The 26739-nt window shown below is 39.0% G+C and carries 25 protein-coding genes; 21 read left to right on the top strand and 4 right to left on the bottom strand.

Features of this window, described 5'->3' with window-relative positions; genetic code table 11:
• Window position 1: 1 nt before the first annotated feature.
• From FAY33_RS01930 to FAY33_RS01880, 11 genes are all read left to right on the top strand, one after another.
• A complete protein-coding gene (locus tag FAY33_RS01930) occupies window positions 2–1126 on the top strand; it encodes an FtsW/RodA/SpoVE family cell cycle protein (RefSeq protein WP_143319076.1) in 1125 nt (374 codons plus the stop codon).
• Window positions 1127–1142: 16 nt separating this feature from the next.
• Window positions 1143–1538 carry a methylglyoxal synthase gene (locus FAY33_RS01925; RefSeq protein ID WP_143319075.1) on the top strand — a complete coding sequence of 132 codons (396 nt, stop codon included), beginning with the start codon at window positions 1143–1145 and terminating at the stop codon, window positions 1536–1538.
• 13 nt (window positions 1539–1551) lie between these two features.
• On the top strand, window positions 1552–2520 hold the full coding sequence (locus FAY33_RS01920) for a D-alanyl-D-alanine carboxypeptidase family protein (RefSeq protein WP_347562639.1): 969 nt from the start codon (window positions 1552–1554) through the stop codon (window positions 2518–2520).
• 89 nt (window positions 2521–2609) lie between these two features.
• Window positions 2610–3029, top strand: a complete 420-nt coding sequence (locus FAY33_RS01915; protein ID WP_143319074.1) for a twitching motility protein PilT — start codon at window positions 2610–2612, stop codon at window positions 3027–3029.
• A 101-nt stretch (window positions 3030–3130) separates the two neighbouring features.
• Window positions 3131–4570, top strand: a complete 1440-nt coding sequence (locus FAY33_RS01910) for an HlyD family efflux transporter periplasmic adaptor subunit (RefSeq protein ID WP_143319073.1) — start codon at window positions 3131–3133, stop codon at window positions 4568–4570.
• 12 nt (window positions 4571–4582) lie between these two features.
• A complete protein-coding gene (locus tag FAY33_RS01905; RefSeq protein ID WP_143319072.1) occupies window positions 4583–5287 on the top strand; it encodes a YggS family pyridoxal phosphate-dependent enzyme in 705 nt (234 codons plus the stop codon).
• Window positions 5284–5805 carry a cell division protein SepF gene (locus FAY33_RS01900; RefSeq protein WP_143319071.1) on the top strand — a complete coding sequence of 174 codons (522 nt, stop codon included), beginning with the start codon at window positions 5284–5286 and terminating at the stop codon, window positions 5803–5805. The genes FAY33_RS01905 and FAY33_RS01900 overlap by 4 nt, the downstream gene beginning before the upstream one ends.
• Window positions 5806–5963: 158 nt before the next feature.
• Complete coding sequence (gene aroB, locus FAY33_RS01895) at window positions 5964–7052, top strand: 3-dehydroquinate synthase (RefSeq protein ID WP_143319070.1); 1089 nt, start codon at window positions 5964–5966, stop codon at window positions 7050–7052.
• 10 nt (window positions 7053–7062) lie between these two features.
• Window positions 7063–7584, top strand: a complete 522-nt coding sequence (gene lspA, locus FAY33_RS01890) for a signal peptidase II (RefSeq protein WP_143319069.1) — start codon at window positions 7063–7065, stop codon at window positions 7582–7584.
• Complete coding sequence (locus FAY33_RS01885) at window positions 7581–8495, top strand: RluA family pseudouridine synthase (protein ID WP_143319068.1); 915 nt, start codon at window positions 7581–7583, stop codon at window positions 8493–8495. Before lspA ends, FAY33_RS01885 begins: the two co-directional genes overlap by 4 nt.
• An 83-nt stretch (window positions 8496–8578) precedes the next feature.
• Window positions 8579–9220, top strand: a complete 642-nt coding sequence (locus FAY33_RS01880) for a cytidylate kinase-like family protein (RefSeq protein ID WP_143319067.1) — start codon at window positions 8579–8581, stop codon at window positions 9218–9220.
• Between the two features lie 77 nt (window positions 9221–9297).
• On the opposite strand, the gene glmS is transcribed toward FAY33_RS01880, so the two are convergent.
• Complete coding sequence (gene glmS, locus FAY33_RS01875) at window positions 9298–11115, bottom strand: glutamine--fructose-6-phosphate transaminase (isomerizing) (protein ID WP_143319066.1); 1818 nt, start codon at window positions 11113–11115, stop codon at window positions 9298–9300.
• Between the two features lie 469 nt (window positions 11116–11584).
• Here glmS and ugpC point away from each other — a divergent pair, with 469 nt between their 5' ends.
• From ugpC to FAY33_RS01825, 10 genes are all read left to right on the top strand, one after another.
• Window positions 11585–12685 carry a sn-glycerol-3-phosphate ABC transporter ATP-binding protein UgpC gene (gene ugpC / locus FAY33_RS01870; protein WP_143319065.1) on the top strand — a complete coding sequence of 367 codons (1101 nt, stop codon included), beginning with the start codon at window positions 11585–11587 and terminating at the stop codon, window positions 12683–12685.
• Between the two features lie 11 nt (window positions 12686–12696).
• Entirely contained in the window at window positions 12697–13563 is an 867-nt protein-coding gene (locus tag FAY33_RS01865) for a sugar ABC transporter permease (protein ID WP_143319064.1), read from the top strand.
• Entirely contained in the window at window positions 13563–14465 is a 903-nt protein-coding gene (locus FAY33_RS01860) for a carbohydrate ABC transporter permease (RefSeq protein WP_143319063.1), read from the top strand. Before FAY33_RS01865 ends, FAY33_RS01860 begins: the two co-directional genes overlap by 1 nt.
• Before the next feature lie 46 nt (window positions 14466–14511).
• Window positions 14512–15894 carry an ABC transporter substrate-binding protein gene (locus FAY33_RS01855; RefSeq protein WP_143319062.1) on the top strand — a complete coding sequence of 461 codons (1383 nt, stop codon included), beginning with the start codon at window positions 14512–14514 and terminating at the stop codon, window positions 15892–15894.
• Window positions 15895–15919: 25 nt separating this feature from the next.
• Complete coding sequence (locus FAY33_RS01850; RefSeq protein ID WP_143319061.1) at window positions 15920–16660, top strand: glycerophosphodiester phosphodiesterase; 741 nt, start codon at window positions 15920–15922, stop codon at window positions 16658–16660.
• A 1-nt stretch (window position 16661) separates the two neighbouring features.
• Window positions 16662–17519: a Cof-type HAD-IIB family hydrolase gene (locus tag FAY33_RS01845; protein WP_143319060.1), complete on the top strand. Its 858-nt coding sequence runs from the start codon at window positions 16662–16664 to the stop codon at window positions 17517–17519.
• Between the two features lie 91 nt (window positions 17520–17610).
• Entirely contained in the window at window positions 17611–19221 is a 1611-nt protein-coding gene (locus tag FAY33_RS01840) for an NlpC/P60 family protein (RefSeq protein WP_143319059.1), read from the top strand.
• Window positions 19222–19363: 142 nt separating this feature from the next.
• Window positions 19364–20848 carry an LCP family protein gene (locus FAY33_RS01835; RefSeq protein WP_143319058.1) on the top strand — a complete coding sequence of 495 codons (1485 nt, stop codon included), beginning with the start codon at window positions 19364–19366 and terminating at the stop codon, window positions 20846–20848.
• 501 nt (window positions 20849–21349) lie between these two features.
• On the top strand, window positions 21350–22018 hold the full coding sequence (locus tag FAY33_RS01830; RefSeq protein WP_143319057.1) for a hypothetical protein: 669 nt from the start codon (window positions 21350–21352) through the stop codon (window positions 22016–22018).
• Window positions 22019–22272: 254 nt separating this feature from the next.
• Window positions 22273–23328, top strand: a complete 1056-nt coding sequence (locus FAY33_RS01825) for a tyrosine-type recombinase/integrase (protein ID WP_143319056.1) — start codon at window positions 22273–22275, stop codon at window positions 23326–23328.
• A gap of 90 nt (window positions 23329–23418) precedes the next feature.
• Here FAY33_RS01825 and FAY33_RS01820 read toward each other — a convergent pair whose 3' ends face one another.
• The 3 genes from FAY33_RS01820 to ytvI all read right to left on the bottom strand — a co-directional run bounded on the left by FAY33_RS01820 (window position 23419) and on the right by ytvI (window position 26641).
• A complete protein-coding gene (locus FAY33_RS01820) occupies window positions 23419–24015 on the bottom strand; it encodes a 50S ribosomal protein L25 (RefSeq protein WP_143319055.1) in 597 nt (198 codons plus the stop codon).
• Window positions 24016–24446: 431 nt separating this feature from the next.
• The gene (locus FAY33_RS01815) at window positions 24447–25004 is read right to left on the bottom strand and encodes a GNAT family N-acetyltransferase (RefSeq protein ID WP_143319054.1); all 558 of its coding nucleotides are present in this window, start codon (window positions 25002–25004) and stop codon (window positions 24447–24449) included.
• Window positions 25005–25579: 575 nt separating this feature from the next.
• Entirely contained in the window at window positions 25580–26641 is a 1062-nt protein-coding gene (ytvI, locus tag FAY33_RS01810) for a sporulation integral membrane protein YtvI (RefSeq protein WP_143319053.1), read from the bottom strand.
• Window positions 26642–26739: the final 98 nt, after the last annotated feature.

Genomic DNA, 26739 nt, shown 5'->3' with positions numbered 1-26739 from the left:
TATGTTTTCAGAATTTAATTTTAAGCACTATAATTACCGTTTAATTATATATATGATTGCACTTTCTGTGATTGGAATTCTTGTAGTAGCCAGTGCATCCAACCAGGATTCAGCTACCGTGACCAAACAGATTATTGGGGTCACCGTTGGATTTGCCCTGGCTGTTGGAATATCCATCATAGACTACCATCATATTACAAAATTGTACGCTTTGGTTTATGCAGGCTGCATTCTTTTACTGGGTGCAGTTCTTGTTATGGGACATACTGCCGGAGGTGCCACCAGATGGATTAACCTTCCAGGCATCGGGCGGATCCAGCCCTCCGAATTTGTTAAAATTGGATTGATTATATTTTTCTCCTGGTATTGGAACAAACACCAGGAGAAGATGAATATGCCGGTCATGATAGGAATGGCTGCCGGACTTGCAGCCATTCCTATAGGCCTTATTTTTGCAGAACCGAATTTATCCACCAGCCTGGTAGTTACCATCATTATTCTTTGTATGGTGTATTCTGCGGGCATTAGTTACCGGTGGATTTTTGGAGTTCTTGCAGTTGCGGTTCCGGCAGTTGCGCTTTTTATTTTCCTGCTGACAAAGGGACTAATTCCTTTTATTCATGACTATCAGGCAAGACGAATTCTCGCATGGATTTACCCACATGCAGAGCAATATGCTGAAAATCTGTACCAGCAAAAAAATTCAATTATGGCAATCAGTTCCGGCCAGCTTCAAGGCAAGGGACTTTTTAATACGACCATCGCATCAGTCAAAGATGGGAATTTCTTATCAGCCGGAGAAACCGACTTCATTTTCGCAATTATAGGTGAAGAAATGGGGTTTCGAGGCAGCATCATTGTCATTTTACTTATTGGTCTGGTTGTATTTGAATGCCTCTATATGGCTGCACGTGCCAGAGATTTATCCGGTAAGCTGATCGGTACCGGCATGGCTGCTTTAATTGGTTTCCAGGCATTTGCTAATATTGCTGTGGCTACACAGATTTTCCCTAATACAGGCCTCCCGCTTCCGTTTATCAGTTCGGGAGTCAGTTCTCTTATTAGTATATTTATGGGTATGGGACTGGTGCTGAATGTTGGATTGCAACGAAAAATGGGTAATTAAAAGGAGGTATATCGTTATGAATATAGGATTAGTTGCGCACGATTCAAAGAAAAAACTCATGCAGAATTTCTGCATTGCTTACAGAGGTATTTTAAGTAAACACATGTTATATGCAACAGGAACTACAGGACGTCTGATTGAAGAAGTAACCAATCTTAATGTCCATAAGTATCTGGCAGGACATCTGGGCGGAGAACAGCAGTTAGGCTCCCAGATTGAGCATAATGAGATTGATCTGGTTGTTTTCTTAAGAGATCCGCTTACACCAAAGTCTCATGAACCTGATATTGTAAATATTATGAGAACCTGCGATATGCACAATATTCCACTTGCTACGAATCTGGCTACAGCAGAACTTTTAATTAAGTCTTTAGAGCGTGGTGATCTGGAATGGCGTGAAATGTATAAATGATGAGGGAATGCTTGTGAAGAGAAAAGCGTTTGTAACATCAGGATGCATCTTATTAACGGTTGCATGTTTAACTGGCTGTACGAATTTCAGCAGACTTGACGATCCCTATATTTATTCGGAAAGAACAGAATTGTATCAATCCGACAATGATCAGGCAAAAGCAGCAGCCTTTGCCCAGGATCTTTGTGTTGTTCCTGATGATGTTTCAGACAAAGACAGCAAAGTGACTGCCCAGGCAGCCGCAGTCTTTGATCTTTCGGATAAGACAGTCTTGTTTGCCAAGAACCCATTTGAGCGTATGTATCCTGCCAGCACTACAAAGATCATGACAGCATTGGTTGCCTTAAAATACGGAAACCTAACGGATAAAGTCACTGTTACAAGTGATGCGGTTATTACAGAATCCGGTGCCAGCCTTTGTGGAATCAAGCCAGGAGATAAGCTGACTTTAGAACAGCTTTTATATGGTCTTATGCTCCCATCAGGTAATGATGCGGGGGCTGCGATTGCAACACATCTTGCAGGAGGAGAAGAAGCTTTTGCCAGGATGATGAATGAAGAAGCTATAAAAATTGGAGCAACCGGCACCCATTTCATGAATCCTCATGGACTGAACAATGAAAATCACTATACAACTGCTTATGACCTGTATTTAATTTTTAATGAAGCGATGAAATATCCAGAATTCCGGAAGATCGTAGGAACAGAAAAATATACCACCACCTATCAGCATGATTCAGGAAAGCCGGTCAATGTAACTTGGAAAGATACCAACTGGTATCTGACCGGAGAGCGGAAGATGCCAGTTGGTCTTACTGCCCTTGGCGGAAAGACGGGAACAACTCAGGCGGCTGGAAGCTGTTTGATTATGGGAAGTTCTGATTCCTCTAAACGCGAATATATTTCTGTAGTATTAAAAGCTCCTAATCATGTTGGTCTATATGATAACATGACAAATATGTTAAATAAAATTGTAGAATAGTCATTGCCTTTCCTATGGATTTGTACTATAATTACATTAATCCGAATAGACTTTTTATACAAATTATATAATGTAGGGAGGAGATTGCTATGGTTCAGATTATAGCTGGAAAAAAGGGTAAGGGAAAGACGAAGCATCTGTTAGACAGAGCCAACTTCGCTGTAACAAACTCAAAAGGCTCCATCGTATACTTGGATAAAAGTTCTAAACACATGTATGAATTAAGCAACAAAATTCGCCTTATTAATGTGAATGAGTATCCGATCACATCAAGTGAGGGATTCATAGGTTTTATTTGTGGAATTATCTCCCAGGATCATGATTTGGAAATGATGTTTCTTGACAGTTTCTTAAAATTGTCCTGTTTAGAAGGGGAAGATGTATCTGAAACCATTGCAACTTTGGAAAAAATCGGTGAAAAGTATCACGTAACGTTTGTTCTCAGCATTTCGGCAGATATAGAACATTTGCCGGAGAATGCTAAGGCCGATGTGATTGTTTCATTATAATCATAGATCTTAAACAGGGGGCTGCATGTCGGTCCCCTTTATTTTTCTTGAAATTTAAGGAATTTCCTTTTATAATGTGTAGAGGGAAAGGAGGCGCTAACTTGGCAAGACAGAAGACTCCCCGGCAGAAAAAAAGAACTGTCCACCCGAAAAAGAATAAAAAGATCATCCGGTACCGAAAGCCTCTTAATCTTAATATTGGCATGATTATCTTTGCATTGATTTTCGTCTATATGGTGTTCAGTGTGACCGCTTACTTTCGAAGAGATAAAGTACAATTTTATGAAGTACAGGAAGGCAGTATTGTCAACAACAAAACACAGACAGGCATTATACTCCGGCAGGAAGAGGTAAAGACCACAGATCGTTCCGGATATGTGAATTACTATGTCAGAGAGGGCAAGCGGGCTTCCAATGGAACCCGGGTGTACTCCATTGATGAAACTGGAAAGATTGCAGCCTTTCTTGCAGAAAATGGACAGGACGAGGTGGCATTAAAACCCGAGAATTTATCAGGACTAAAAAAGCAATTAACTGGTTTCAGCCTTGCTTATGACAGCGATCATTTCCGTTCTGTTTACGACACCAAGTTGTCCCTGGACGCAGAAGTTCTGGAATACATGAACTTTAATACCCTGGACGGTCTTGGAGATAAGATGGACAAGGCTGGCGTCAATTTCCAGCAGGTAAGAACAGACCAGGCCGGTATAATTTCATACGGTATTGATACCTATGAAACACTGGATCCATCTGCAATATCAGAAAGTGTATTTGACCGCAGCAAGTACAAAAGATCCATAACAAAATCCGGAAGTCTGATTGAAAAAGGGCTGCCTGTTTATAAAGTCATCACCTCTGATTTATGGTCCGTGATTTTCCCTTTAACCGATGAGGATGCGAAAGTTTACGGAGACAAGACAAGCCTTTCTGTCCAATTTCCGAATCAGGATTTAAAGATTTCTGGAAACTTCTCTGTGTTTTCAGGTACCGATGGCAAAACATTTGGAAAATTGGACTTTGATAAATACATGGTTCAATTTGCTTCTGACCGCTATGTTAATTTTGAAATTATTTCAGACCGTGCAGATGGTCTTAAGATCCCAGTAAGTTCCGTGACAAAGAAGGATTTTTTACTGGTACCGACGGATTATATGACCCCGGGAGGAGACAGCACGGAAAATGGGTTTAATAAGGAAGTTTATGCACAGTCAGGAACTTCTGTGGTTTTTGTCCCAACAGAAATTTACTATTCTGAAGGAAATAATTATTACATTGAAGCAGATGAAAAAAACGGGTTGAAAGCAGGAGACTATATTGTTAAGCCCAATTCCACAGATCGGTATCAGCTCGGCCCAAGTGCATCTTTACAGGGTGTATACAACATCAATAAGGGGTATGCTGTTTTTAAGCAGATTGATATTCTGTCATCCAATGATGAATATTATACAATTAAAAAGAACATGACTTATGGACTGTCTGTCTATGATCATATTGTTTTAAACGCAGAGTCCGTCAACGAAGGGGAATTAATATATCAATAAGAGGTGATTAATTTGGTTTTGGAAAATCTTTTAGATGTTAAAAAGCGGATTTTACTTGCCTGCGAAAGAGCAGGAAGAGATCCGGAGGAAGTAACCCTGGTGGCTGTCAGCAAGACAAAACCAGTTTCCATGATTGAAGAAGCATACAGTGCCGGAATCCGGGATTTCGGAGAAAATAAAGTCCAGGAATTGTGTGAAAAACACGAAAAACTATCTGCAGACATTCGCTGGCATATGATTGGTCATTTGCAGCGTAATAAAGTGAAACAGGTGGTTGGGAAAGCAGTCTTAATTCATAGTGTAGATTCTGTCCGTCTGGCGGAGCAAATTGAAGAAGAAGCCGCAAAAAAAGATCTGATAGTGGATATCCTTTTAGAAGTAAATGTGGCAGAAGAGGAAAGTAAATTTGGATTCAAGATGCTGGAAGTCGAACCCGCAATTCGTAAAATCGCCTCGTTCCCCCATATAAGGATAAAAGGTCTCATGACTATTGCACCTTTTGTAGAAAATTCTGAGGAAAATCGTTTTGTTTTTAAAAAATTAAGACAATTATATGTTGACATGCAAAGCAAAAACATTGATAATGTTAATATGAATATGCTCTCAATGGGTATGACCGGAGACTATGAAGTTGCCATAGAAGAAGGTGCAACTCTTGTTAGAGTCGGTACTGGAATTTTCGGTACAAGATATAAGATTGGAGAGAATGAAGTATGAGCATTTTAGGCAAACTGATGGATAGCATGCGCTTGAATGATACAGATGATGATGACGATTATTACTTGGATGATGATTACGAAGAGGAAAAAGAAAAACCTGCAAAGAAGACACTCTTTTCTAAAAAAGCCGAGGATGATTACTACGATGATGAAGAGGAATATGAGCAGAAACCTCGCTTCCTGTCCCGTTCTCCCAAGGTAGTTCCTATGAAACAGTCAAGAACAATGGAAGTATCTATGGTGAAACCTACCTCCATTGAAGATGCGAAGGAGATATGTGATCACATGTTGTCTGGAAAAGCGGTTGTTCTTAACTTGGAAGGGATTCATACAGAAGTTGCTCAGAGAATCATTGATTTCACCTCAGGTGCCACCTATTCCATGAATGGGAATCTGCAGAAGATATCAAATTACATATTCATAGCTACTCCAGAATCAGTTGAGTTATCTGGTGATTTCCAGGACCTGTTAAATAACGGAAGCTTAGATATGGGTGGGATGAACCTGCACCTTTAGCAGCGTTTCCTAAAAGGAATAAAGAATTATTCAGAATGGTACAAGCAGACAATTTTCCATTTTACACTTAACAGCCTGTCAGAGGGCAGTGAGTGGGAAAGTTGTTTGCTTTCTTCCATCATGTAGGAATTTAAAATGTACGACGGAGGAATCGCTTTATGGAAAACAGAATTCCGGTTCACGTCAATGGAACCGCTATGTATGATATTGTTATGGAACAGTCCTTTGCAGGACTGCAGCAAGAGTTGAAAAGATTTCAATTAGAAGACCGCAGAGTCTGCATTGTTACCGATTCTAATGTTGCGCCCCTCTATTTAAAAGAGGTGGAATCAATTGTCTCTTCCTGTTGCCAGGAAACATTCCCATTCGTTTTTTCGGCTGGAGAAGAGAACAAAAATCTGGATACAGTCCGTAATTTATACGAGACTCTGATTTTAAATAAATTTGACCGTCATGACTATCTTCTTGCTCTGGGCGGTGGTGTGGTTGGTGATTTGTGCGGCTTTGCTGCAGCTACTTATTTAAGAGGGATTTCTTTTATCCAGGTTCCGACAACCCTGCTTTCCCAGGTAGATTCCAGCATTGGAGGGAAAACAGGAGTTGATTTTGATGCTTATAAAAACATGGTTGGTGCATTTCACATGCCTAAACTGGTTTACTCCAATATCTCCACGTTAAAGACTCTTCCTGATGATCAGTTTTCTTCTGGAATGGGGGAAGTAATCAAGCATGGATTAATCCGTGATCAGGAATACTATAAGTGGCTGAAAGAACATGCTGCCCAGATCTGGAATAAAGACAGTCAGTCCCTTATGAGAATGGTGGAAATCAGCAATCACATCAAACGGGAAGTGGTTGAAAAGGATCCTACTGAACAGGGAGACCGCGCCCTTTTAAATCTGGGACATACGCTGGGACATGCCATTGAGAAATTGGCAGATTTTAAATTACTGCATGGTCACTGCGTAGGGCTTGGATGTATCGGTGCAATGGCAATCTCTATCAATAGAGGAATGATTTCTCCATCTGAACTTTCCTCTCTTTATAAAATCATGGAAGAATTTCATATGCCTGTTTCGGTCAGGGGACTTGATGCCAGTGATATTATTTTGCTCACCAAGAGTGATAAAAAGATGGATTCCGGTATTATACGGTTTATTCTGTTAAAACAGATTGGAGAAGCCTACGTTGATAAATCCGTTACAGAAGTAGAGATGGCGGATGGGCTTATACCAATTTTAGAATAAGGAGAGTTTCATGAATCAGAAGACAAAACTAATCTGTGGATTAATTATTGGTTTTTTAATAGCCATTGGTGTGGATCAATGGACAAAGCTTCTTGCAGTTAAACATCTTATGAACCAGAGCACCTACAAGATCTGGGATGGTGTTTTTGAGTTATTATATTCCGAAAACAGAGGGGCTGCTTTTGGGATGTTTCAGGGAAAGCAGTTCTTTTTTCTGGTTGTAGCACTTGTTGTGCTGTCAGCCGCTTTATTTGCAATTATCCGTATGCCTGCTGGTAAAAAGTATTTCCCGCTTCACCTGATTGCCATGTTTCTTTCTGCAGGTGCTGTTGGAAACATGATTGACCGTTTTACCAGAGGTTATGTGGTGGATTTTCTTTATTTTAAATTAATTGATTTTCCTATTTTCAATGTGGCAGACTGTTATGTTACTGTTTCCATGTTCTTTTTTATGATGTTCTTTTTCTTTGTTTATAAAGAAGAAGATTTAAACTGTTTGTCCATTGGTAAGAAGAAAGGGGCAGAGAATTGAATCTGGAGTTTACTGTAACAGCAGAAGATGCGGGAATACGGATTGACCGATATTTGTCTGAAAAATGCAGTGAAGTATCCCGTTCCTATCTGCAGAAACTTTTAAAGGATGATAGTGTACTTGTAAATCAAAAGACAACAAAAAGCAACTATAAAGTAAATTCTGGAGATCAGATTGTGCTATGCATCCCGGAGGCGGTAGAACCGGAGATAACGCCGGAGGAGATGGATCTTGATATCATATACGAAGACAAAGACATTGTACTGATTAATAAACCCAAAGGAATGGTGGTTCATCCTGCCGCCGGACATTATAGCGGAACTCTTGTTAATGGTCTTATGGCGCACTGCCGCGGTGATCTCTCCGGAATTAACGGGGTGATGCGTCCTGGCATTGTCCATCGCATTGATATGGATACAACCGGAGTTCTGATTGTCTGTAAAAATGACATGGCCCATAATTCCATTGCCAGCCAGCTAAAAGAACATTCCATTACGAGAAAATACTATGCGATTGTTCATGGACGTCTAAAAGAGGATGAAGGAATCATTCATGCGCCCATTGGACGTCACCCCGTAGATCGGAAAAAGATGAGTATTAATGAGAAGAATGGAAGAGATGCAATCACACATTTTCGTGTTCTTGAACAGTTTGCTCAGTTTTCCTATGTGGAATGTCAGCTTGAGACAGGCCGGACTCATCAGATCCGTGTTCATATGGCAAGCATTGGTCATCCTCTCCTGGGAGATTCCGTTTACGGACCTGCAAAATGTCCGTTTCGTCTGACTGGACAGACTTTACATGCCGGAGTTCTTGGAATCGTACATCCCAGAAGCGGAGAGTATATGGAATTCAAAGCACCCTTACCTGATTATTTTGAGGATCTATTGAGAAAATTAAGAACCACTTAGAGGAATGTCTGAGTGGTTTTTGTGGTTTTTACAGTGATTTCCGTGTATAATAGGATTATAAAGAACAAGAAGGAGGGATCAATATGAGCAAACACCCAGTGGTTGCAATTGAGATGCAGTCTGGAAGTTCCGGGAAGGTTATTGGTGAACGTCTGGCAAAAGAATTAGGTGCAGCGTGTTATGATAAAGAATTATATGCCATTGCTGCTAAAAAAAGCGGCATGAATGAAGACCTTTTTGAAGCACATGAGGAAAAGCCCACCAACAGTTTACTGTATTCTCTGGTTATGGATACTTATTCATTTGGTTTTAATACTTCCGGCCAGATTGATATGCCCATTGACCATAAACTGTTTTTAGCACAATTTGAAGTTATAAAGCAGTTGGCAGAAGAGAAATCCTGTGTGTTCGTAGGCAGATGTGCGGATTATGCACTGGCAGAGTATGAAAATCTTGTGTCTGTCTTTATTTCTGCGGATGAACCGGATAAGGTAAAGTCCTTGAAAGAATTGCATCATCTTGATGACGCAAAAGCAAAAGATTACATGGTAAAAGCAGATAAAAAGCGTTCCAGCTATTATAATTATTATACCAATAAAAAATGGGGGAACAGGAAAAACTATGATCTTTGCATCAATCAGAGCGCTGTGGGGGTAGATGGTGCTGTGAAGGTGATAAAAGAATTTGTTTCTGCAAAAACGGAATTGTTAAATAATCATCAGTAATCATAAAGGTAATAAAGCGGACATTTTCAGAATAACTGAAATGTCCGCTTTATTACTTACTTTTTATTCATGATATTTTATTCTACAGTTACAGATTTCGCCAGATTCCTTGGCTGATCCACATCCAGGTTCTTACCAACAGAGGCATAGTAGGCAATCAACTGTAAAATCACTGCAATAGGGAATACAGTAAAGCTGTCGCCAATGTCTGGAATATTGATCTGTATGTCTGCAACACCTTTTTCAATCTTTGCTTTTTCTTTTGTCAGTAAAATAACAAAAGCACCTCTTGCTTTTACTTCCCTGATATTAGAGATGGTTTTTGAAAACACCTTTTCCTGGGTAGCAATGGCAATTACGGGAACATCATCTGTAATAAGGGCAATGGTGCCATGTTTCAATTCCCCTGCAGCATATGCTTCTGCATGAATATAAGAAATCTCTTTTAATTTCAATGCTCCTTCTAAGGAAAAAGCATAATCAAGCCCCCGTCCAATGAAAAAAGCATCTGGTTTCTGAATGAGATGAGATACCAGATTTTTTATTTCTTCCTTCTTCTCAATCATGGATTCCATTGCCGGAATTGCATCCAGCAGATTTTTTATAAATTCTTCTGCTTCTTCCTGGCTGTAGCAGCCTCTCACATAAGCCATACGGCAGCCAATCATATACAGGGCAGCCAACTGTACGGAATATGCTTTTGTGCTGGCAACGGCGATCTCAGGACCTGCATGAGTATAGAATACATAATCGCTTTCTCTGGCTATGGTTGACCCTTTTACATTAACCACGGATAATGTGGCAGCACCATAATTCTTTGCCAGTCTCATGGCTGCTAAAGTATCAATTGTCTCTCCTGACTGGGAGATAATAATTACCAGTGTATTCTTATCTACAAGCGGCTCTTCATAGCGGAATTCCGAAGCAATGGAGACGGTAACCGGAATTCTCAAAAGCGGCTCCATCAATGCCCTGGCTGCCATTCCTGCGTGCATGGCAGTACCACACGCCACAATATGAATCTGGCTGCATTCTTTCCACAAACGGTCTGGTATCTGATCATCCTGGAAATCAGGAAGCCCCTTTACCAAACGGGGAAGAATGGTATTTTTCAAAGCATCGGGCTGCTCATGAATTTCTTTCAGCATGAAATGCTCAAATCCGTTCTTCATGGCTGATTCCATATTCCAGTTTACCTCTAAAAATTCTGGAAGCTGCTCTTTCTGATCTAAATCAAATAAAGAGACCTGATAGGAAGTCAGTTTTACAATGTGATCCTCCGGAACTACAAAATATTGTCTGGTATAGGGGATGAGAGCGGTCAGATCTGATGCCAGAAAGGAACCAGAACGTGTATATGCCGCTACCAGAGGACTTACGTTACGGATGGCATAGATTTCACCCGGGTGATCTTCAAACATCATACAGAAGCTGTAAGAGCCTTTTAAATAGGTCACAAACTTTGCAATTGCCCGGATTGGATCTCCCTGATAGATCGAATCAAGCACCCAGGCAGCTACCTCGCTGTCTGTCTCTGAACGAAGCTTTCCCTCCAAATGGAAATCAGTAGTAAGCTGGTGGTAATTCTCTATGATGCCATTATGGACTAAAGTAATCTTTCCTGCCTGATGGGGATGGGTATTTTCTGTGGTAACGCCTCCATGGGTTGCCCATCTGGTATGGCCGAGCCCGCAGTGGGATACTTCTGTAATGTCCTTGCTGCATTCTTTTAAATTCGATACTTTTCCGGTATGACGTACCAGCCGGATATGGGAATTTTCCATACAAAGAGCAATTCCTGCGCTGTCGTAGCCCCGGTATTCCAGTTGGGAAAGACCTTCCAGTAAAATCTTCTTTGAGTCTAAAGGTCCTGTATATCCAATAATTCCACACATAATTGTTTGATCTCCTTATCGTTTCAATATAAGCTGTTACCATAAAATGGCAAATAAAAGCAGGCTGTCTGTTTTATCCTTTAAGGCAGCGTCTCATTTCGTTTTATCCTGTTGTATGCTGTGTCACTCCGGTTCCAACGTGCTTGTTTTGCAGTTACCCGCATATTTCACGATGGATCACACGCCCGGAGAGGGCATGGAAAGGCATCCGCCGAATTTTCGATAACCTTTCACCTCGTTAACCTTTCATACCGTTTTCATAAAAAACGTTCCCGTTCGTATCAAAAGGTGCCTGGCGCTTAGCTTTGCTATTAAGAATCTATGCCTCCTTCATAAATTTAGTTTATTATATCCTTTGTTGGTTTGTGAGTCAATACCAGGATTTACATCCTTTTTACGAAAAGTTCCTTTTTTATTTTACATCTGTCCCATACAATGAAGACAGGATTGAAGAAAAGGAAGTGAAAAAATGTCAGATCTATCTTTAATTAATATTTACAAAACCTATAAAAACGGGCAGGATGCAGTTAAAAATCTCAGCCTGGAAATTAAAGACCAGGAATTTCTTATATTAGTAGGTCCTTCTGGATGCGGAAAATCAACTACTTTAAGAATGATTGCAGGACTTGAGGATATTTCAGATGGAGAGCTATGGATTGACAAGGAGCTTATGAATATGACAAGCCCTCAGAAAAGAAATCTTTCCATGGTTTTTCAATCCTACGCACTATATCCCCATTTTACTGTCTATCAAAACATTGCATTTGGATTAAAAGTGAATAAGGTGCCAAAAGAAGAAATCGACAAACGAGTGCGGGCAGCGGCAGATATTCTCCATATCAGTCATTTGCTTGACCGAAAACCATCTGCATTATCCGGAGGACAGAGACAGAGAGTTGCCATTGGCAGCGTCATTGTCCGGCAGCCGAAAGCCTATCTGATGGACGAACCCTTATCAAATCTTGATGCAAAGCTGCGAACTCAAATGCGTGTGGAGCTTTCTAAAATACATAAGAATCTTGGTGCAACCATTATCTATGTAACACATGACCAGACAGAGGCAATGACTCTTGGAACCCGGATTGTGGTCATGAATAAGGGAGAGCTTCAGCAGGCTGCTTCTCCTTACGAGATTTATCACAATCCCATAAACCGCTTTGTTGCCGGCTTTATTGGTTCCCCCTCCATGAATTTCATTCCCGTCTGGGTGGAACAAAAAGAGAACAGGGTCTGGCTGGAATTTCACAGTGAGAGATTACCTGTAAACGATTTTTGCGCCAGCCGGTTAATGGAAAATGGTTATATCGGAAAAAGAGTCTGGCTTGGAATAAGACCTGAGGATCTTCATGAAGATGGGAAAAAAGAACATAGGCTCAGCCTGGATGTAGAGATCCGGGAAGTTTTAGGATCTGAGATTCTTTTGCATGGGCAGATAAAGCGTTCAGAAGTCTGTGCAAGGTTAAAGCCTGGTGTGAAGGCAGGAGCAGGAGACAGTCTTTTCGTCTATGTGGATATGGACCGGATCTACTTATTTGATATGGATCAGGATCAGAATATATTATACCGTTAAGGAGTTTTCTTATGAACATAAAAACAGCACTGAGAAGGACAGGTCCCTATGCTTATCTTATTCCAGCCATGCTGGTATTTGCATTATTCCTGTTTTATCCGTTTTTTAAAACCCTGTATCTAAGTTTATTTAAAACCAATAAAATGGGACAGGCAAAGCTTTTTGTTGGAATGGGTAACTATAAGGAACTGTTACAATCAGCTTCTTTTTTTAACAGCTTGCTGGTAACGGGTATATTTGTTGTTATTGTTGTATTGGTCAGCATGTTGCTGGGATTATCAGGAGCTGTCTTATGCAATAAAACATTTCCCGGAATTCGCATATTCAGCACTGCCTATGCACTGCCCATGGCAATTGCCTCCAGCTCGGCTGCCATGATATTTAAAATCATGCTTCATCCTTCTATCGGAATCGTTAATAAGATCCTGGGATGGAATATTAACTGGATCAGCGACCCGAAATATGCACTGGTATGTGTGGCTTTACTTACTGCCTGGTTAAACAGCGGCATCAACTTTCTTTATTTCAGTGCAGGATTAAGTAACATTGATGAAACTATTTATGAACGGGCATCGGTAGACGGAGCAAATTCCTTTCAGAAATTTTTTCATCTGACACTTCCAGGATTAAGCCCCATTATGTTTTATACACTGGTGGTTAATATCATTCAGTCCTTTCAATCATTTGGTCAGGTAAAAGTCCTGACACAGGGAGGACCGGGAGAATCTACGAATTTAATCGTATATTCGATTTACCGGGATGCATTTTTTAATTACCGCTTTGGCAGCGCGGCGGCACAGTCGGTTCTTTTGTTCCTGATTATAATGATTCTTACCTTGTGCATGTTTCGGTTAGAAAAGAAAGGGGTAAACTACTGATGGAGTCCATAATACAAAATACAGCAAAAGATAAACGTGCATTGGAGGAGTTAAAACGTTCTGCTAGTAAAAAAGCGCTGGTTCGAAAAAGAGCAGAACGGTTGGTTCTTATTACCGCCAATATTATCATGGCTGTCTTTATACTGCTTCCTCTCCTTTACGCAGTAAGCATCTCTTTCATGCCTTCGGGAGAGTTGTTTACAACCAGTATGAACCTGATTCCTGTTCACCCAACTCTTGAGAATTATCATCAGGCAATGATTAAGATTCCTTTGGGACGATTTATTATAAACTCCTTTCTGGTTGCCGGATTCATTACCATAGGGCAGATCATTTCCTGTTCTCTGGCAGCTTTTTCCTTCTCGTTTCTAAATTTTAAAGGGAAAAATATTTTATTTATGATTGTACTCGCAACCATGATGATTCCAGGAGAAGCCACCATTATCTCCAATTACCTGACTGTTAGCGGACTTAAAATGCTTGACAGTTACCAGGTACTTATTATTCCCTATTTAACTTCTGCCATGGGAATCTTCCTGTTCCGGCAGTTTTATAAAACGTTTCCGGTTTCTTTATATGAATCAGCTAAAATTGATGGCTGTTCCAACTTAAGATTTATTCACAGCATCCTGCTTCCCCTTACAAAATCAGCAATTGGGGCAATGGCTGTTTACACCTTTATAAATGCATGGAATATGTACATGTGGCCGCTCCTGGTAACAGGTTCCGACCGCATGAGAACCGTTCAGATTGGAATTGGAATGTTAGACAGTGTTGATTCCCAGTCCATTTCGATGATGGTGGCAGGAGTCGTCATGATTATTGTTCCTTCCATTTCCATCTTTGTGATCGGACAGCGTCAGTTAATCAGAGGAATGTTCTCAGGAGCTGTAAAGGGCTGACCTGGTTCAGAATAAATATGATATCATTCAACCTGGAGGAAAGAAAATGAAAAAAAGAGCATTCGCTTTAAGTATGGCTATCATGATGGCAGCAACAGGACTTCTTTCTGGCTGTGGAGCCAAAGCAGGAACAGACGCACAAAGTTCTGGTGAATCGTCTGCAAAAGCGGTTGAGACGGAAGAAACAAAGAGCGCTGGTAATACAGAAATCACCTTCTGGCATTCTATGGGCGGTGTAAATGGAGATGCAATTAATACACTTGTAGAAAAATTCAATACGGAAAACACTTCTAATATTCATGTAACTGCCCAATATCAGGGAAGTTATGATGATGCGATCAACAAACTGAAAAGTGCACAGATCGGCAGTATGGGAGCTGACTTGGTGCAGATCTATGACATTGGAACCAGGTTTATGATTGATTCCGGCTGGGTAGTTCCAATGCAGGATTTAATCGACAAAGATCAATGGGATTTAAGTCTTTTGGAGCCTAACATTGCTGCTTATTATACTGTGGATGCTAAACTGTATTCCATGCCATTTAACTCCTCGACCCCCATTCTTTATTATAACAAGGACATTTTTGAAAAAGCTGGAATTTCTGAAATTCCTGATAGCTTTCCAAAGATTGCAGGGGTGGGAAATGATCTTATGGACAAAGGCGGTGCAGGAGAAGTAATTTCTCTTGGAATCTACGGTTGGTTTTTTGAGCAGTTTATGTCCAAGCAGCAGGCTGCATATGCAGACAATGGAAATGGAAGGGAAGCCGCTGCTACAGCCGTTGATTTTGATAAAAACGGAGCAGGTGTTGCTGCTTTAACCGCATGGAAAGCATTGTCCGATGAAGGATATGCTCCCAATGTGGGAAGAGGAGGAGATGCTGGACTTGCTGATTTCAGTGCAGGGAAATCTGCAATGACTTTAGGTTCAACTGCATCTTTAAAACAAATCTTAAATGATGTTAATGGAAAATTTGAAGTAGGTACTGCATATTTCCCTAAAATCAGTGATGATGATAAGGGTGGCGTATCCATCGGAGGCGGTTCTTTATGGGCATTAAATAACGAAGATCCGGAAAAACAGAAAGCAGTATGGGAATTCACAAAGTTTCTTGTATCTCCGGAGAGTCAGGCATACTGGAACTCCCAGACCGGATACTTTCCTGTTACCACAGCTGCTCATGACGAGCCTGTTTTTAAAGATAACATTTCAAAATATCCTCAGTTTCAAACAGCCATTGATCAGCTCCATGACTCCACCCCCCAGTCTGCAGGCGGACTTTTAAGCGTATTCCCGGAAGCAAGACAGATTGTGGAGACAGAGATTGAAAATATGATCAACAACCATGAAACACCAGAAAATACGGTGAAAAAAATGGCAGAAAGCATAAATAAATCCATTGCGGATTATAACTTATTAAATAATTAAAGACACTTAGAAGGGATATCAGCAAATGAAGACAAAGGTTTGGGCACACAGAGGTGCTTCTGCTTATGCGCCGGAAAATACCCTGGAGGCGTTTGAGCTTGCAGTCAAACAAAAGGCAGATGGAATCGAACTGGATGTACAGATGACAAAAGATAAAAAGCTGGTGGTGATTCACGACGAAACCATTGACCGGACCTGTGATGGAACTGGATATGTAAAAGATTTTACATTAGCGGAATTAAAATCCTTCCATTGCAATAAACTTCATCCGGAGTATAAAAATGCAGTTATACCTGAACTGTGGGAAGTTTTAAACCTCTTAAAACCAACCGTCCTCACTGTTAACATTGAATTAAAGACAGGCTTGTTCCGTTATAAAGGAATGGAAAAACGAGTTTTGAAGCTGGTAAAAAATATGGGAATGGAAGATAGAGTAATCTATTCTTCCTTTCACCATCCCAGTATTGTAAAAGTCAAAAGATTAAATCCTCATGCAGTTACCGGACTTTTATACTCGGATGGGTGGATTCATATAACCGCCTACGCAAAACTAATCGGAGCGGATGCACTTCATCCACCGGTATATCAGTTGAAAAATGATAAACTGATCAAAGCTTCCAGGAAAAGCAAGCTTCCCCTTCATGTATGGACTGTAAATGATGAACCTATGATGAACTACCTGGCAGAGCAGCAGGTTTCTGCAATCATAACCAATTACCCTGATGTTGCCAGAAATGTAGTAGACCAGAATAAGAAAGGAACTTAATATGATTCGATTAATCGCTTCGGATATGGACGGAACGCTGTTAAATCCATTGGGAGAAATTTCTCCAAAAAATATTGCCGCAATTAAGGCGCTGGAACAAAAACAGGTGGGCATCGTCGTATGCACAGGAAGAAACTACCCAGATGCCTATGAACCTCTTGAAAAAGCAGGCATCTCCTGTGATATCATCTGTATGAACGGCGCCGCCGTCTTTGATCGAAATGGAGAAAAGCTTAGAAACCAGCCTTTACTAAAAAGCCAGGTTCATGCCATTTTAAATATATGCCGTCCTTATTCTGTTATTTATGATTTTATGACAGAAGAGGGCAGTACCACCACTGCCAGCCGTGAAGAACTTAAACGTAGTTTTGAAAATCATATTTTTCTTTCCATGCTTTCGGAGGAGCACACATTCGAAACCATTGAAAGCCGCTTTGCTTTCACAACAGAATCTTCACTATTAAGTTCTGACACGGATATTTATAAAATGTCTGTTGTCCATGAAAACCAGAAGTTTTTACAGGAGATCCGTTTACTCCTTGAAAAAGAAGAGGGAATATCCATTGCTTCTTCCGCTCCAAACAATCTGGAATTAACTCATGCAAAAGCACAAAAAGGATCTGCCCTTATGGAATACGCAGTAAGAAATAAAATTCGACCAAATGAAATTCTAGCCATAGGAGACAGTGAAAATGATTTATCCATGCTGCGGCTGCCAATTGGATATACCGTTGCCATGGGAAATGCCTCTGAACTGGTAAAGAAACATACTCGTCTGATTACCAGAAGTAACGAAAAAGACGGTGTAGCATATGCGATCGAAGCCCTGATTCTTTCAGAGGCAGCAGCTAGCAGCTAATCTTAATAAACTATTAAATCTTTTTGTCTGTATTTTACCGTTTTATTATGCTATATTCTATTTTAGAAAATTTTTACAGGAACGATAGTAGATGAAACGAAAAAAAACGATGAACATACAGATATCAGCAGCCATGATAATGGCTCTTTTGGGAGTCAGCCTTTGCAGATTTTCCCAATCTTATATTTCCTTTTACGATAAACCATTAATTACCGCTCCAGATCATCAATTGTCAAGGGCTGAAAAGCCGTCAGCAACAGTTTCTGATTTCGTTTCAGAAACTGTGCAGGATGCACCTGCATCTTATATTCCGTCTCTTACCTCTTTTAATCTGGCTTCCCTTTATGGAGAGGGAGACAGTCAGGAGATCAGTCTTGGAGAGGAAATCACCAGAGTGATGTCAGAAAAAGATTCAAAATGGATTTCCTCCATCTACCAACTGGCAGAGGAACGTCCGGAACAGCTTGCAGCAAAGCTGCAATTGCCTTCCCAATCTTTTCAAGGAGTTTCTTTTCATAAAGTGGACATTTCCTTTTATGACGAAGACGGGAAAAGGATTTCTCCCAGATCAAATATTCAGGAAATTCTGTCCATGGCTAATACCTATTTTTATTATCATGCTCCACAGGAATATGATGGCTTTTTAGAGTACTCCATGCAGCTATGGGAGAAGTCCCATAGCTTAAGCTATTCCATTAGCGATATCTATTATTGTGATGGATCTCTGGACGGAGAAATCGTTGATTTGCCTTTAAAAAGCATTGCTTCTCCGGCTCAGGCAGCAAAAGAGCTTCTTCCAGAAACATCTGCTGTTTCCGAATTCCCGTTGGAAAGCAATGATGAATCAGGAGAAGTGAAAAAGGAAGAACCAGAATCCATTAAAGGAACCGGACAAATGGGACCTGGAATTCCTACAACAGAAGTAGAATCCATAGAAGAATCAAAACCAATGGAGACAGAGAACGTCCATGAACTTCCCATATGCCATGGACACGCAGATCTACATATCAAAGCCGTAATTACTGGTTTATCCCAGTCATCTAAAAGCCTGTTTTCTTTGGATTCCATCGGTAATATGGAACCGAAAGAAGCCGGTTGGACCGGTTGGACACAGGAGAATAAAAATGTTGCAAAAAATCTGGCTGACCAGGACTGGATGGAGGCATATGGTCTGACTTTAACCCCCTCCTTTATTTCCAGTCCCCTTAGCTATGAGGAAATAGATAATTATATGAACCATCTGCCGGAATCTCTATCTCAAGAGAGGCGCAGGTTAATCCATTATGCCTTATCTTCTGTAGGGAGAGTGCCCTATTACTGGGGCGGAAAACCAGGTTCTCCTGGATATGATAAAAATCATTTTGGTGCACCTGTTACTCCGGATGAAAAGGGGAGGTCTTTAAAAGGACTGGATTGCTCTGGCTGGATCAGTTGGATATACTGGTCTGCTCTCCAGAAACATCTTTCTTCTGAAAGCACAGCAGGTCTGACAACCCTTGGAACAGGTATTCAGAGAAAAGATCTGCAGCCGGGGGATATTATTGTAAGAACAGGAACGGAAGGGCATGTTGTTATGTTTCTGTGCTGGGAAAGCAATGGAGATATGACGGTTATACATGAATCAAGCGCTCTGGTTGATAATGTAACCGTAACAACCATGAAAGCCGACTGGTCTTATTATCGAAAACTGGTGGAAGAATAAAATTAAGAGAAAAGCAAGGAATATCTATCCGTTTTCTGGTAAAATAAACTAGTATGCCTAAAATCATTTGGGGTGTATCGGTACACTTCTCAATTTCAAAACTATATTAAGACAAGCTCCAGGAAAGGATAGATATTCAGTCATGAATGATGAGGATGAATTAGACCGGATGCGTGCCCGGAAAAAGCGGGGGAATGCAAGAAATCACTCTCAGCCGGCTTCAAGAGGAAACAGGTCATATTACAGCCAGGGAGATGGAAGAAACCCCAGATCCCGCTATACGGATCAAAAAAGCAATCAGAAAAAACATTCACAAAAGCGTAGGAAGAAAAAGAATAAAAGACGTCTTTTTCTTTTCAAAATCATTTGTTTGATCATCCTTCTTTTAGGAGCTTTTTTTGTGTTTAAACAGCGGACTCACCAAAAAGGATTTTGGACCATTGCCATTTTTGGAGTAGACTCCAGGGATGGAAAACTGGACAAAGGTGCTTTATCCGATGTAATCATGCTCTGCAATATTAATAAAGCCACTGGTGAGATAAAACTGGTATCTGTTTACCGGGATACCTATTTAAAGATCAACAAAAAAGGAACATTTCATAAAATTAATGAAGCTTACTTTAAAGGAGGCCACAAACAGGGGATTGAAGCATTAAATGAAAATCTGGATCTAAATATTGATGATTATGCTACCTTTAACTGGAAATCAGTAGCAGATGCCATTAATATTTTAGGAGGAATTGATCTTGAAATCACGGATTCAGAGTTTGCTTACATAAACGGATTTATTACCGAAACGGTTAATTCAACAGGGATTGGTTCTTATCAGCTAAAACATGCAGGTATGAATCACCTGGATGGGGTACAAGCAGTAGCATATGCCAGACTTCGTCTTATGGATACTGACTACAACCGGACAGAACGGCAGAGAAAAGTAGTGAATCTTGCAATGGAAAAAGCCAAAAACGCGGACTTTGCAACCAGAAGCACCCTGGTTTCCGCTGTATTTCCCCAGGTATCAACGACTATTGGTGTTGACGACATTCTGCCCATCATGAAAGGAATCAGCAAGTACCACATTGGGGAAACAGCCGGTTTTCCATTTTCCCGTACATCAATGAGAATTGGCAGAATGGACTGCGTTGTTGCCACCACGCTGGAAAGCAATGTGGTGCAGCTTCAGCAATTTTTATACGATCTGACGGATTATACGCCATCAGGGACGGTAAAAAGTATCAGTGCCAGAATAGCAAAAGAAACCGGTTTATCAGAACCAGGCAAAAACGCGCCAACAGGAGGGGGGAGTGGCAGCAAGAAAAAGAAAGCTTCCTCAGCCCCAAAAGAAACACCAGTACAGGAAACGGCGTCCTCTGAGGAGATAAAAGAAGAAACTGCGCCGGAAACCACTTCTACGGAGACAGAGGGCATAGATCCAGAGACAACAAAACAGGAACCTGCCAACGCAGCAACCAATGACGATGGAAGTCTTATAGGTCCTGGAGCTCATATAAAGGAAACAGATGAAAGCAAAAAAGAAAAGAGTAATGAAACAATGCAATCAAGAGAGACACCTGCCGAATCATCAGAAGTTCCAGTTCAGGAAGTGGTTGGACCAGGAGGTTTTTAAGATTTAACTGTTTAACAAAACCCTTATGATGTCTGAAAACTGATCGATTGGTCTATTTAGTTTTCATATACTTATTAGGGTTTTGTTTTATTGGTATGACTTTTAATGATTTTAATTAACAAATTATGAATACGCATTGGTCATAGATGATTTTGAACTTGTAGTAAGAAATGATGTATGAAGTGAATCGTGAAAATAGACCAAAGATAAATTACACAGATTATTGGAGTTTATTTTGAACATGTGATATAATATTTTATATAACGGTTCATTGTTATAGCACATAAATAGATGTAAGAGATAGTGCGCTAAATATGATAAAGTTCATGGTGAAAACAGCAGAGTTACAATGAACGTTTTTATAACCAAAAATTTTCCGACAAAACTATGGAAGCATAGGTAGCACCGGATCAGAACTATAGCTACACACATCTAAATGCCGCGTTCCTTACAATCACCAAAATACATTATATAAGAATGTATAAGAATGGGGGAGTATAAGTGAGAATTCTATTATGTAATATTGCATGGATGAAATACTATAAGGGAGTAACTGATCAGGACATTCCGGTGAACGGGGGCTCCTATATTACAGAACATAAGGCTGGGGGAGAAGTACACAATTTTTATCCTATTGACGCAGATGACGGATGCCATTATTGTTATGGGTATGTGGAAACAAAGTTTAATAGAAAACCAGATAAATTATTTGACGAAAAGCAGCACAATGAATTACGTATTGAGAATATAGAAGGCTGTGCGGGAATGGTAGATGATTCATCTGTTGAAGACGTATTGGTCATTTTTTGTGCAAAGCCGGACCGTGGGCACGAGAAAACAGATTCACATATTGTCGGCTGGTATCAACATGCCACGGTCTATCGAAAGCATCAGGCAGTAAAGTTACAGTATGAAGATGGCGAAGTGTTTACTAAATGGTATAATATTTTAGGAAAAAAAGAGAATGTTGTCTTACTCCCTAGGAGTGTTAGATTCAAAAAGACTGACTGGTGGGCACCAAGGACAAAAGAAAATAGATTTGGATTTGGTCAAGCCAATATATGGTATCCGGCAAATAATGAAACGGATGCATCTAAAAAATATATTTCTAGAGTTGTTAAACTTATAGAAGAATATTGCGGTGAGAATTGGATTGACTGGTATGAATAAGCTGTTTGTAGATATGACGCTTTTCTCTCGAACTATTCGCGAAAGCCTAGTTTAACGAATAGTTGGGGGAAGGGATGAACGTTACAACCAATTATTTGTATTTAAGGCTTAATATAATTTCATGTATCTATGCTTCATTACCTAACCTATATACACAATGTACTTTACACTCTTTTATAAGACAATAATCACAATGCGACTTATTTATGTAATACGCTTTCTGCACATACAAACATAAAGAAACGAGGGATTTTATGACTTCCACTTTATCTTATCATCAACAAAAGGACATTGAAAATGTAAAACACTTACGTGATTTAATAAAAGAACTCCCCCCATTTTGCGGTGATTTCTTTCGTGGAATTGAACCCCGAACCTCTTCCCGTACAAGAATTGCCTACGCATACGACTTAAAGGTGTTTTTTGATTTTTTACAAAAGGAAAATTCTTTCCTAAACAAATTGGAAACAAAAGCCATCTCCCTGGATCATCTGGATAACCTTAAGGTAGTTGATATTGAAGAATATATGGAATATTTAAAATATCGCTTCAATGAGAAAAATAAGGAAATAACCAATAAAGAACGAGGAATCATGAGAAAAATCTCATCACTTAAAAGTTTCTATAACTATTATTACCGGAATGAACGCCTTCAAAACAATCCTGCAGCACTTGTGCAATTGCCAAAGCTTCATGAAAAGGAAATTATTCGGCTGGATATAGATGAGGTTGCGCTTCTGCTTGATCAAGTGGAAAATGGGGAAGCCCTTACTGATAAGCAAAAGTCTTATCACGCAAAAACAAAGATTCGTGATCTCGCACTTTTAACCTTGCTTTTAGGCACAGGAATTCGTGTTTCAGAATGTGTTGGCCTGGATATTAATGATATTGACTTAAAAAATGGCGGAATACGCATTATTCGAAAAGGCGGAAAAGAGGTTATGGTTTATTTTGGTTCTGAAGTTGAGGATGCACTCCTGGACTATCTGGAAGAACGCAAACAGATCATTGCGGAAGAAGGTCATGAAAACGCGCTCTTCCTCTCCCTTCAGAAAAAACGTATTGCAGTCCGGAGTGTAGAGAATCTGGTGAAAAAATACTCCAAACTGGTAACTCCGCTTAAAAAGATAACACCTCATAAACTCCGCAGCACTTATGGCACCAGCTTATATAAAGAAACCGGTGATATCTATCTGGTTGCCGATGTTCTTGGTCATTCTGATGTTAACACAACGAAAAAGCACTACGCTGCTATAGAGGATGACCGACGTAGAAGTGCCAGAAACAAAGTGAAATTAAGAGAAAGTTGAATATAAAATGATGTTTCTCTCAAATAAACATTCATTCATTTCAATATCCTGATACCACTTAAAATCCATATGAAATGCCGTTATTCCTTCTTAGCTTTCGGTATCTTCTTCACCTTCAGCTGCTTCTCGTATCTTAGAGCCAACAACTGTTATCATTTTTTGTTCCGGATCAATCGTTGAGGTAAGTCCTTTCGGAAGTTTAATATCACTAAATTGAATACTTTCACCAGCCTCCATATTAGAAACATCAATTACTATTTCATCGGGAATATCCTGGGGTAAGCCCTCCAGTATAATTGAATCTATGGTACTGTTGATCAACAATCTTTTTGACTCAAGAAGTTCTGCTCCGGTAAGTTTTATAGCCACTTCTTGTTTGATTTTTTCTGAAAAAGATACTATTTGAAAATCCAAATGAGAGATTTCGTTCTTAATAGGTTCAATGTGTATTTCTTTTGCCATTACGGTATAACTCTGACCATCAGGAATAGCCAGTTTAAAAATGCCATTCCTGCCATGCTTTTTCATTGATCTTCTAAATACATCTTTCTTAACAGCTATTGAGATTGAATCAACACCTTTACCAGATATGTTTCCCAGTAAATAGCCTTCTCTTTTTAACTGATTATTATCACCCTTTCTGGTACTTTTTCTTAACTCAACGTTAATAACTTCAGTATTTTCCATAGTTGTAAGCCTCCTTGATTTATAAATATATTATGGTAATCATCTAAAATCTTATGATTTAATGATGATTATCTGTTACCTAAATTTGAATGTGATTTAACATAACAAAATATAAATTCATAAATAAAATACACTTCTAAAATAAAATGTATTCCAAATAAGTTATAACAAAATAAAATTTGAATTTATTTCTTTAACACAACTTATTTTAGCTATTATTTTTAAAATATAATAGGATTTTAAATCACATACACTTAATAGTATAGTATAAATCTGATAATTGTCAAGTTTTCGATTTTTATAACAGAAATTTTTCCTCATGAAACGATTAAAAGAATATAATGGAAAGGTCTTACTCCCTACAAATTGACATTTGCTAAACTGTTTTTCATTTTGCCAAAATACTCTTCCAAGCTCATTTCACAAAATGCTTATTTTGTTTGTTCCCATTCATTACGTATTATTCCGAATATAGTACAATCCTGAAAGCCGTCACGAGTTTTATAGTTGTGTCGTAAAAAACCTTCTTTGCGCATTCCAACCTTTTGCATCACTTTTCCTGAAGCAGGATTTTCTACCGAGTTATATGCTTCAATTCGTTCAATATCCGTATTTTTGAACATATAATCGATAACTGCACTTGCCGCTTCGCTAGTATATCCCTGCCCCCACCAACGGCTACCAATCTTGTAACCTAATTCAGCCTTAAAATCATATTCTGAGGTTATCATGACACCAATTGAGCCAATCATTTCACCGTCTTTTAGATACATTCCCCAGTAATAAGTGGAATCAGATTGATAGTTGCTAACCCACATTTGAATCATGTTTTTACTTTCATCTATTGTTTTATGTGCGTCCCATCGCAAAAAGCGTGTAACTTCATCATCGCTTGCCCAGTTGTTAAACATCATTTCCGCATCAGTAAGTTCGAGTTTCCGTAAAGTCAATCGTGTAGTTTTTATTGCTTGTGTTCCTTTATGCTTCAAATGTTTGTTCCTCCAATACTAAATATAAATTTTCTACATACCATGCCATATATCATAAATATAATGAAAAGTTTGCGTTCCCCTATACTTTAAGTAATATATTCTTCACTTAATTATATTCATTTTACTTATTAGGATAATATAATTTTTTATCATCGTGAAAAGTAGTGATAAATCAAATTGTTGATAAATATCACCGGTCTACAAAAAGAAAAAAACGACAAATAAGATCCGCAGCTTAATGTCGTTTGCTATGTTCTGTCGTTTTTATTAATTAGCAACACCCTCCCTCTGACCACCATGTACAAGGAAATTAGGTACTTAAAGATTTTGTCGCTGATTTTAAGTTATAAAGTTAATTGATTGTAAAGAACTTTTTTAATCTCATGTTAAAAACATTAAGAAGAATCCTTATCCTGGAACTTGATATGCTCCCTTCTAGGTAGACAAGTGAAATAATAAAACTTGTCTACCTAGAAGGGAGCATATCAACCTGCTGGCAGAAAAGATTTATATTTTTTTAATTGTCTACTTGACGGGAAGCAGTTCAACTATTAGATAAGGATTCTTCTTAACTATTTAAAGATATGGATACTGCCTTCTTTGTCAAGCTTCACCAGAATCGTAGCAATAATAGGAAGCATGAATAATCCTAGAATTCCCATCAATTGGACACCTACAAACATTAGGATTAAAGTTACTATTGGATGAAGACCAATCTGCTGTCCTACTATTTTAGGTTCAAGGATCTGTCTTATGACTGTTATAAAGATATAAAGAATCAACATTCCAAGTCCAACACGGGTATCTCCCATAGAAAAAGCAATAATTGACCATGGCAGTAATACAGTTCCTGTCCCAAGAACCGGAAGTATATCAATGATAGCAACTACAAATCCAATAAGAAATGGTGTCGGAATCCCTATAATTAAAAAGCCTATGGATAATTCAATAAATGTAATGGAAATAATCAGCGCATAAGCTCTAATGAATTTTCCAAGAGAGCCAATCACATTATCTTTTAATTGAAGCATAATTCCTTTGCGTTTTTCACCGAACTGACGAACCAGAAATCTAGTTATCTTATAATAATCAATTGTAAAAAAGAAGGAAGAAACAATTGTGAAAAGTACTTTTATTAATAAATTAGGTACTTGTCCTGCCAGACCTGTTACAACAGATACCACTTTAGCAGAAATATTAGAAATATATGCAAAAATTGATTGACCAATGTTGTTAATGAAATCATCCATATAAACTTTTACACTTGGAAAACGCTCAGATAAACTATCTGTAAAAGCAAGTAAAGAAGGTTGAATGGTTTCTTTATAAATGGTTGGAAGTTCATAAAACAAATTACTAATATATCCAAAAAAGCTTGCACCAATAAAAGAAAGAATTAATGCTACGATACTATAAAACACCAACAACACTAAGATTGAAATGATACCCCTTTTAATTTTTGTTTTTTCACTTAATAGATCAATTAATCTTCGAAATGACATTGCAATCACAAGTCCAATCACAAATGGCATTAAAAGAGGGAATACATATTTAAGTCCAACATATAAAATGATTAATAAAATAAAGGCGAATATACAATGAATAATAAATGCTTTCTGTTTTTCTAAATTCATACATTTTGATACCTTTCTGCTTATACTTTAGTAGGTAGGAAAACTTGATTTTTTATTTGAACTCAATATAAGTATTGCCATGTTTTTAAATTTATTAC

It is taken from the genome of Clostridium sp. HBUAS56010, from assembly GCF_007115105.1.
In the GTDB taxonomy this organism is placed as follows: Bacteria; Bacillota; Clostridia; order Lachnospirales; family Lachnospiraceae; genus Lacrimispora.
This window is presented reverse-complemented; position numbering and strand designations above follow the sequence as displayed.

Excerpts from the sequence above, each read along its gene's own strand:
- FAY33_RS01925 (WP_143319075.1), top strand. The coding sequence starts at position 1,143 with ATGAATATAGGATTAGTTGCGCACGATTCAAAGAAAAAACTCATGCAG.
- FAY33_RS01855 (WP_143319062.1), top strand. The coding sequence starts at position 14,512 with ATGAAAAAAAGAGCATTCGCTTTAAGTATGGCTATCATGATGGCAGCA.
- FAY33_RS01835 (WP_143319058.1), top strand. The coding sequence starts at position 19,364 with ATGAATGATGAGGATGAATTAGACCGGATGCGTGCCCGGAAAAAGCGG.
- lspA (WP_143319069.1), top strand. The coding sequence starts at position 7,063 with ATGAATCAGAAGACAAAACTAATCTGTGGATTAATTATTGGTTTTTTA.
- glmS (WP_143319066.1), bottom strand. The coding sequence starts at position 11,115 with ATGTGTGGAATTATTGGATATACAGGACCTTTAGACTCAAAGAAGATT.
- ytvI (WP_143319053.1), bottom strand. The coding sequence starts at position 26,641 with ATGAATTTAGAAAAACAGAAAGCATTTATTATTCATTGTATATTCGCC.
- FAY33_RS01825 (WP_143319056.1), top strand. The coding sequence starts at position 22,273 with ATGACTTCCACTTTATCTTATCATCAACAAAAGGACATTGAAAATGTA.
- FAY33_RS01840 (WP_143319059.1), top strand. The coding sequence starts at position 17,611 with ATGAAACGAAAAAAAACGATGAACATACAGATATCAGCAGCCATGATA.
- FAY33_RS01915 (WP_143319074.1), top strand. The coding sequence starts at position 2,610 with ATGGTTCAGATTATAGCTGGAAAAAAGGGTAAGGGAAAGACGAAGCAT.
- FAY33_RS01865 (WP_143319064.1), top strand. The coding sequence starts at position 12,697 with ATGAACATAAAAACAGCACTGAGAAGGACAGGTCCCTATGCTTATCTT.
- FAY33_RS01930 (WP_143319076.1), top strand. The coding sequence starts at position 2 with ATGTTTTCAGAATTTAATTTTAAGCACTATAATTACCGTTTAATTATA.
- FAY33_RS01860 (WP_143319063.1), top strand. The coding sequence starts at position 13,563 with ATGGAGTCCATAATACAAAATACAGCAAAAGATAAACGTGCATTGGAG.
- ugpC (WP_143319065.1), top strand. The coding sequence starts at position 11,585 with ATGTCAGATCTATCTTTAATTAATATTTACAAAACCTATAAAAACGGG.
- FAY33_RS01900 (WP_143319071.1), top strand. The coding sequence starts at position 5,284 with ATGAGCATTTTAGGCAAACTGATGGATAGCATGCGCTTGAATGATACA.
- FAY33_RS01880 (WP_143319067.1), top strand. The coding sequence starts at position 8,579 with ATGAGCAAACACCCAGTGGTTGCAATTGAGATGCAGTCTGGAAGTTCC.
- FAY33_RS01820 (WP_143319055.1), bottom strand. The coding sequence starts at position 24,015 with ATGGAAAATACTGAAGTTATTAACGTTGAGTTAAGAAAAAGTACCAGA.
- FAY33_RS01850 (WP_143319061.1), top strand. The coding sequence starts at position 15,920 with ATGAAGACAAAGGTTTGGGCACACAGAGGTGCTTCTGCTTATGCGCCG.
- aroB (WP_143319070.1), top strand. The coding sequence starts at position 5,964 with ATGGAAAACAGAATTCCGGTTCACGTCAATGGAACCGCTATGTATGAT.
- FAY33_RS01845 (WP_143319060.1), top strand. The coding sequence starts at position 16,662 with ATGATTCGATTAATCGCTTCGGATATGGACGGAACGCTGTTAAATCCA.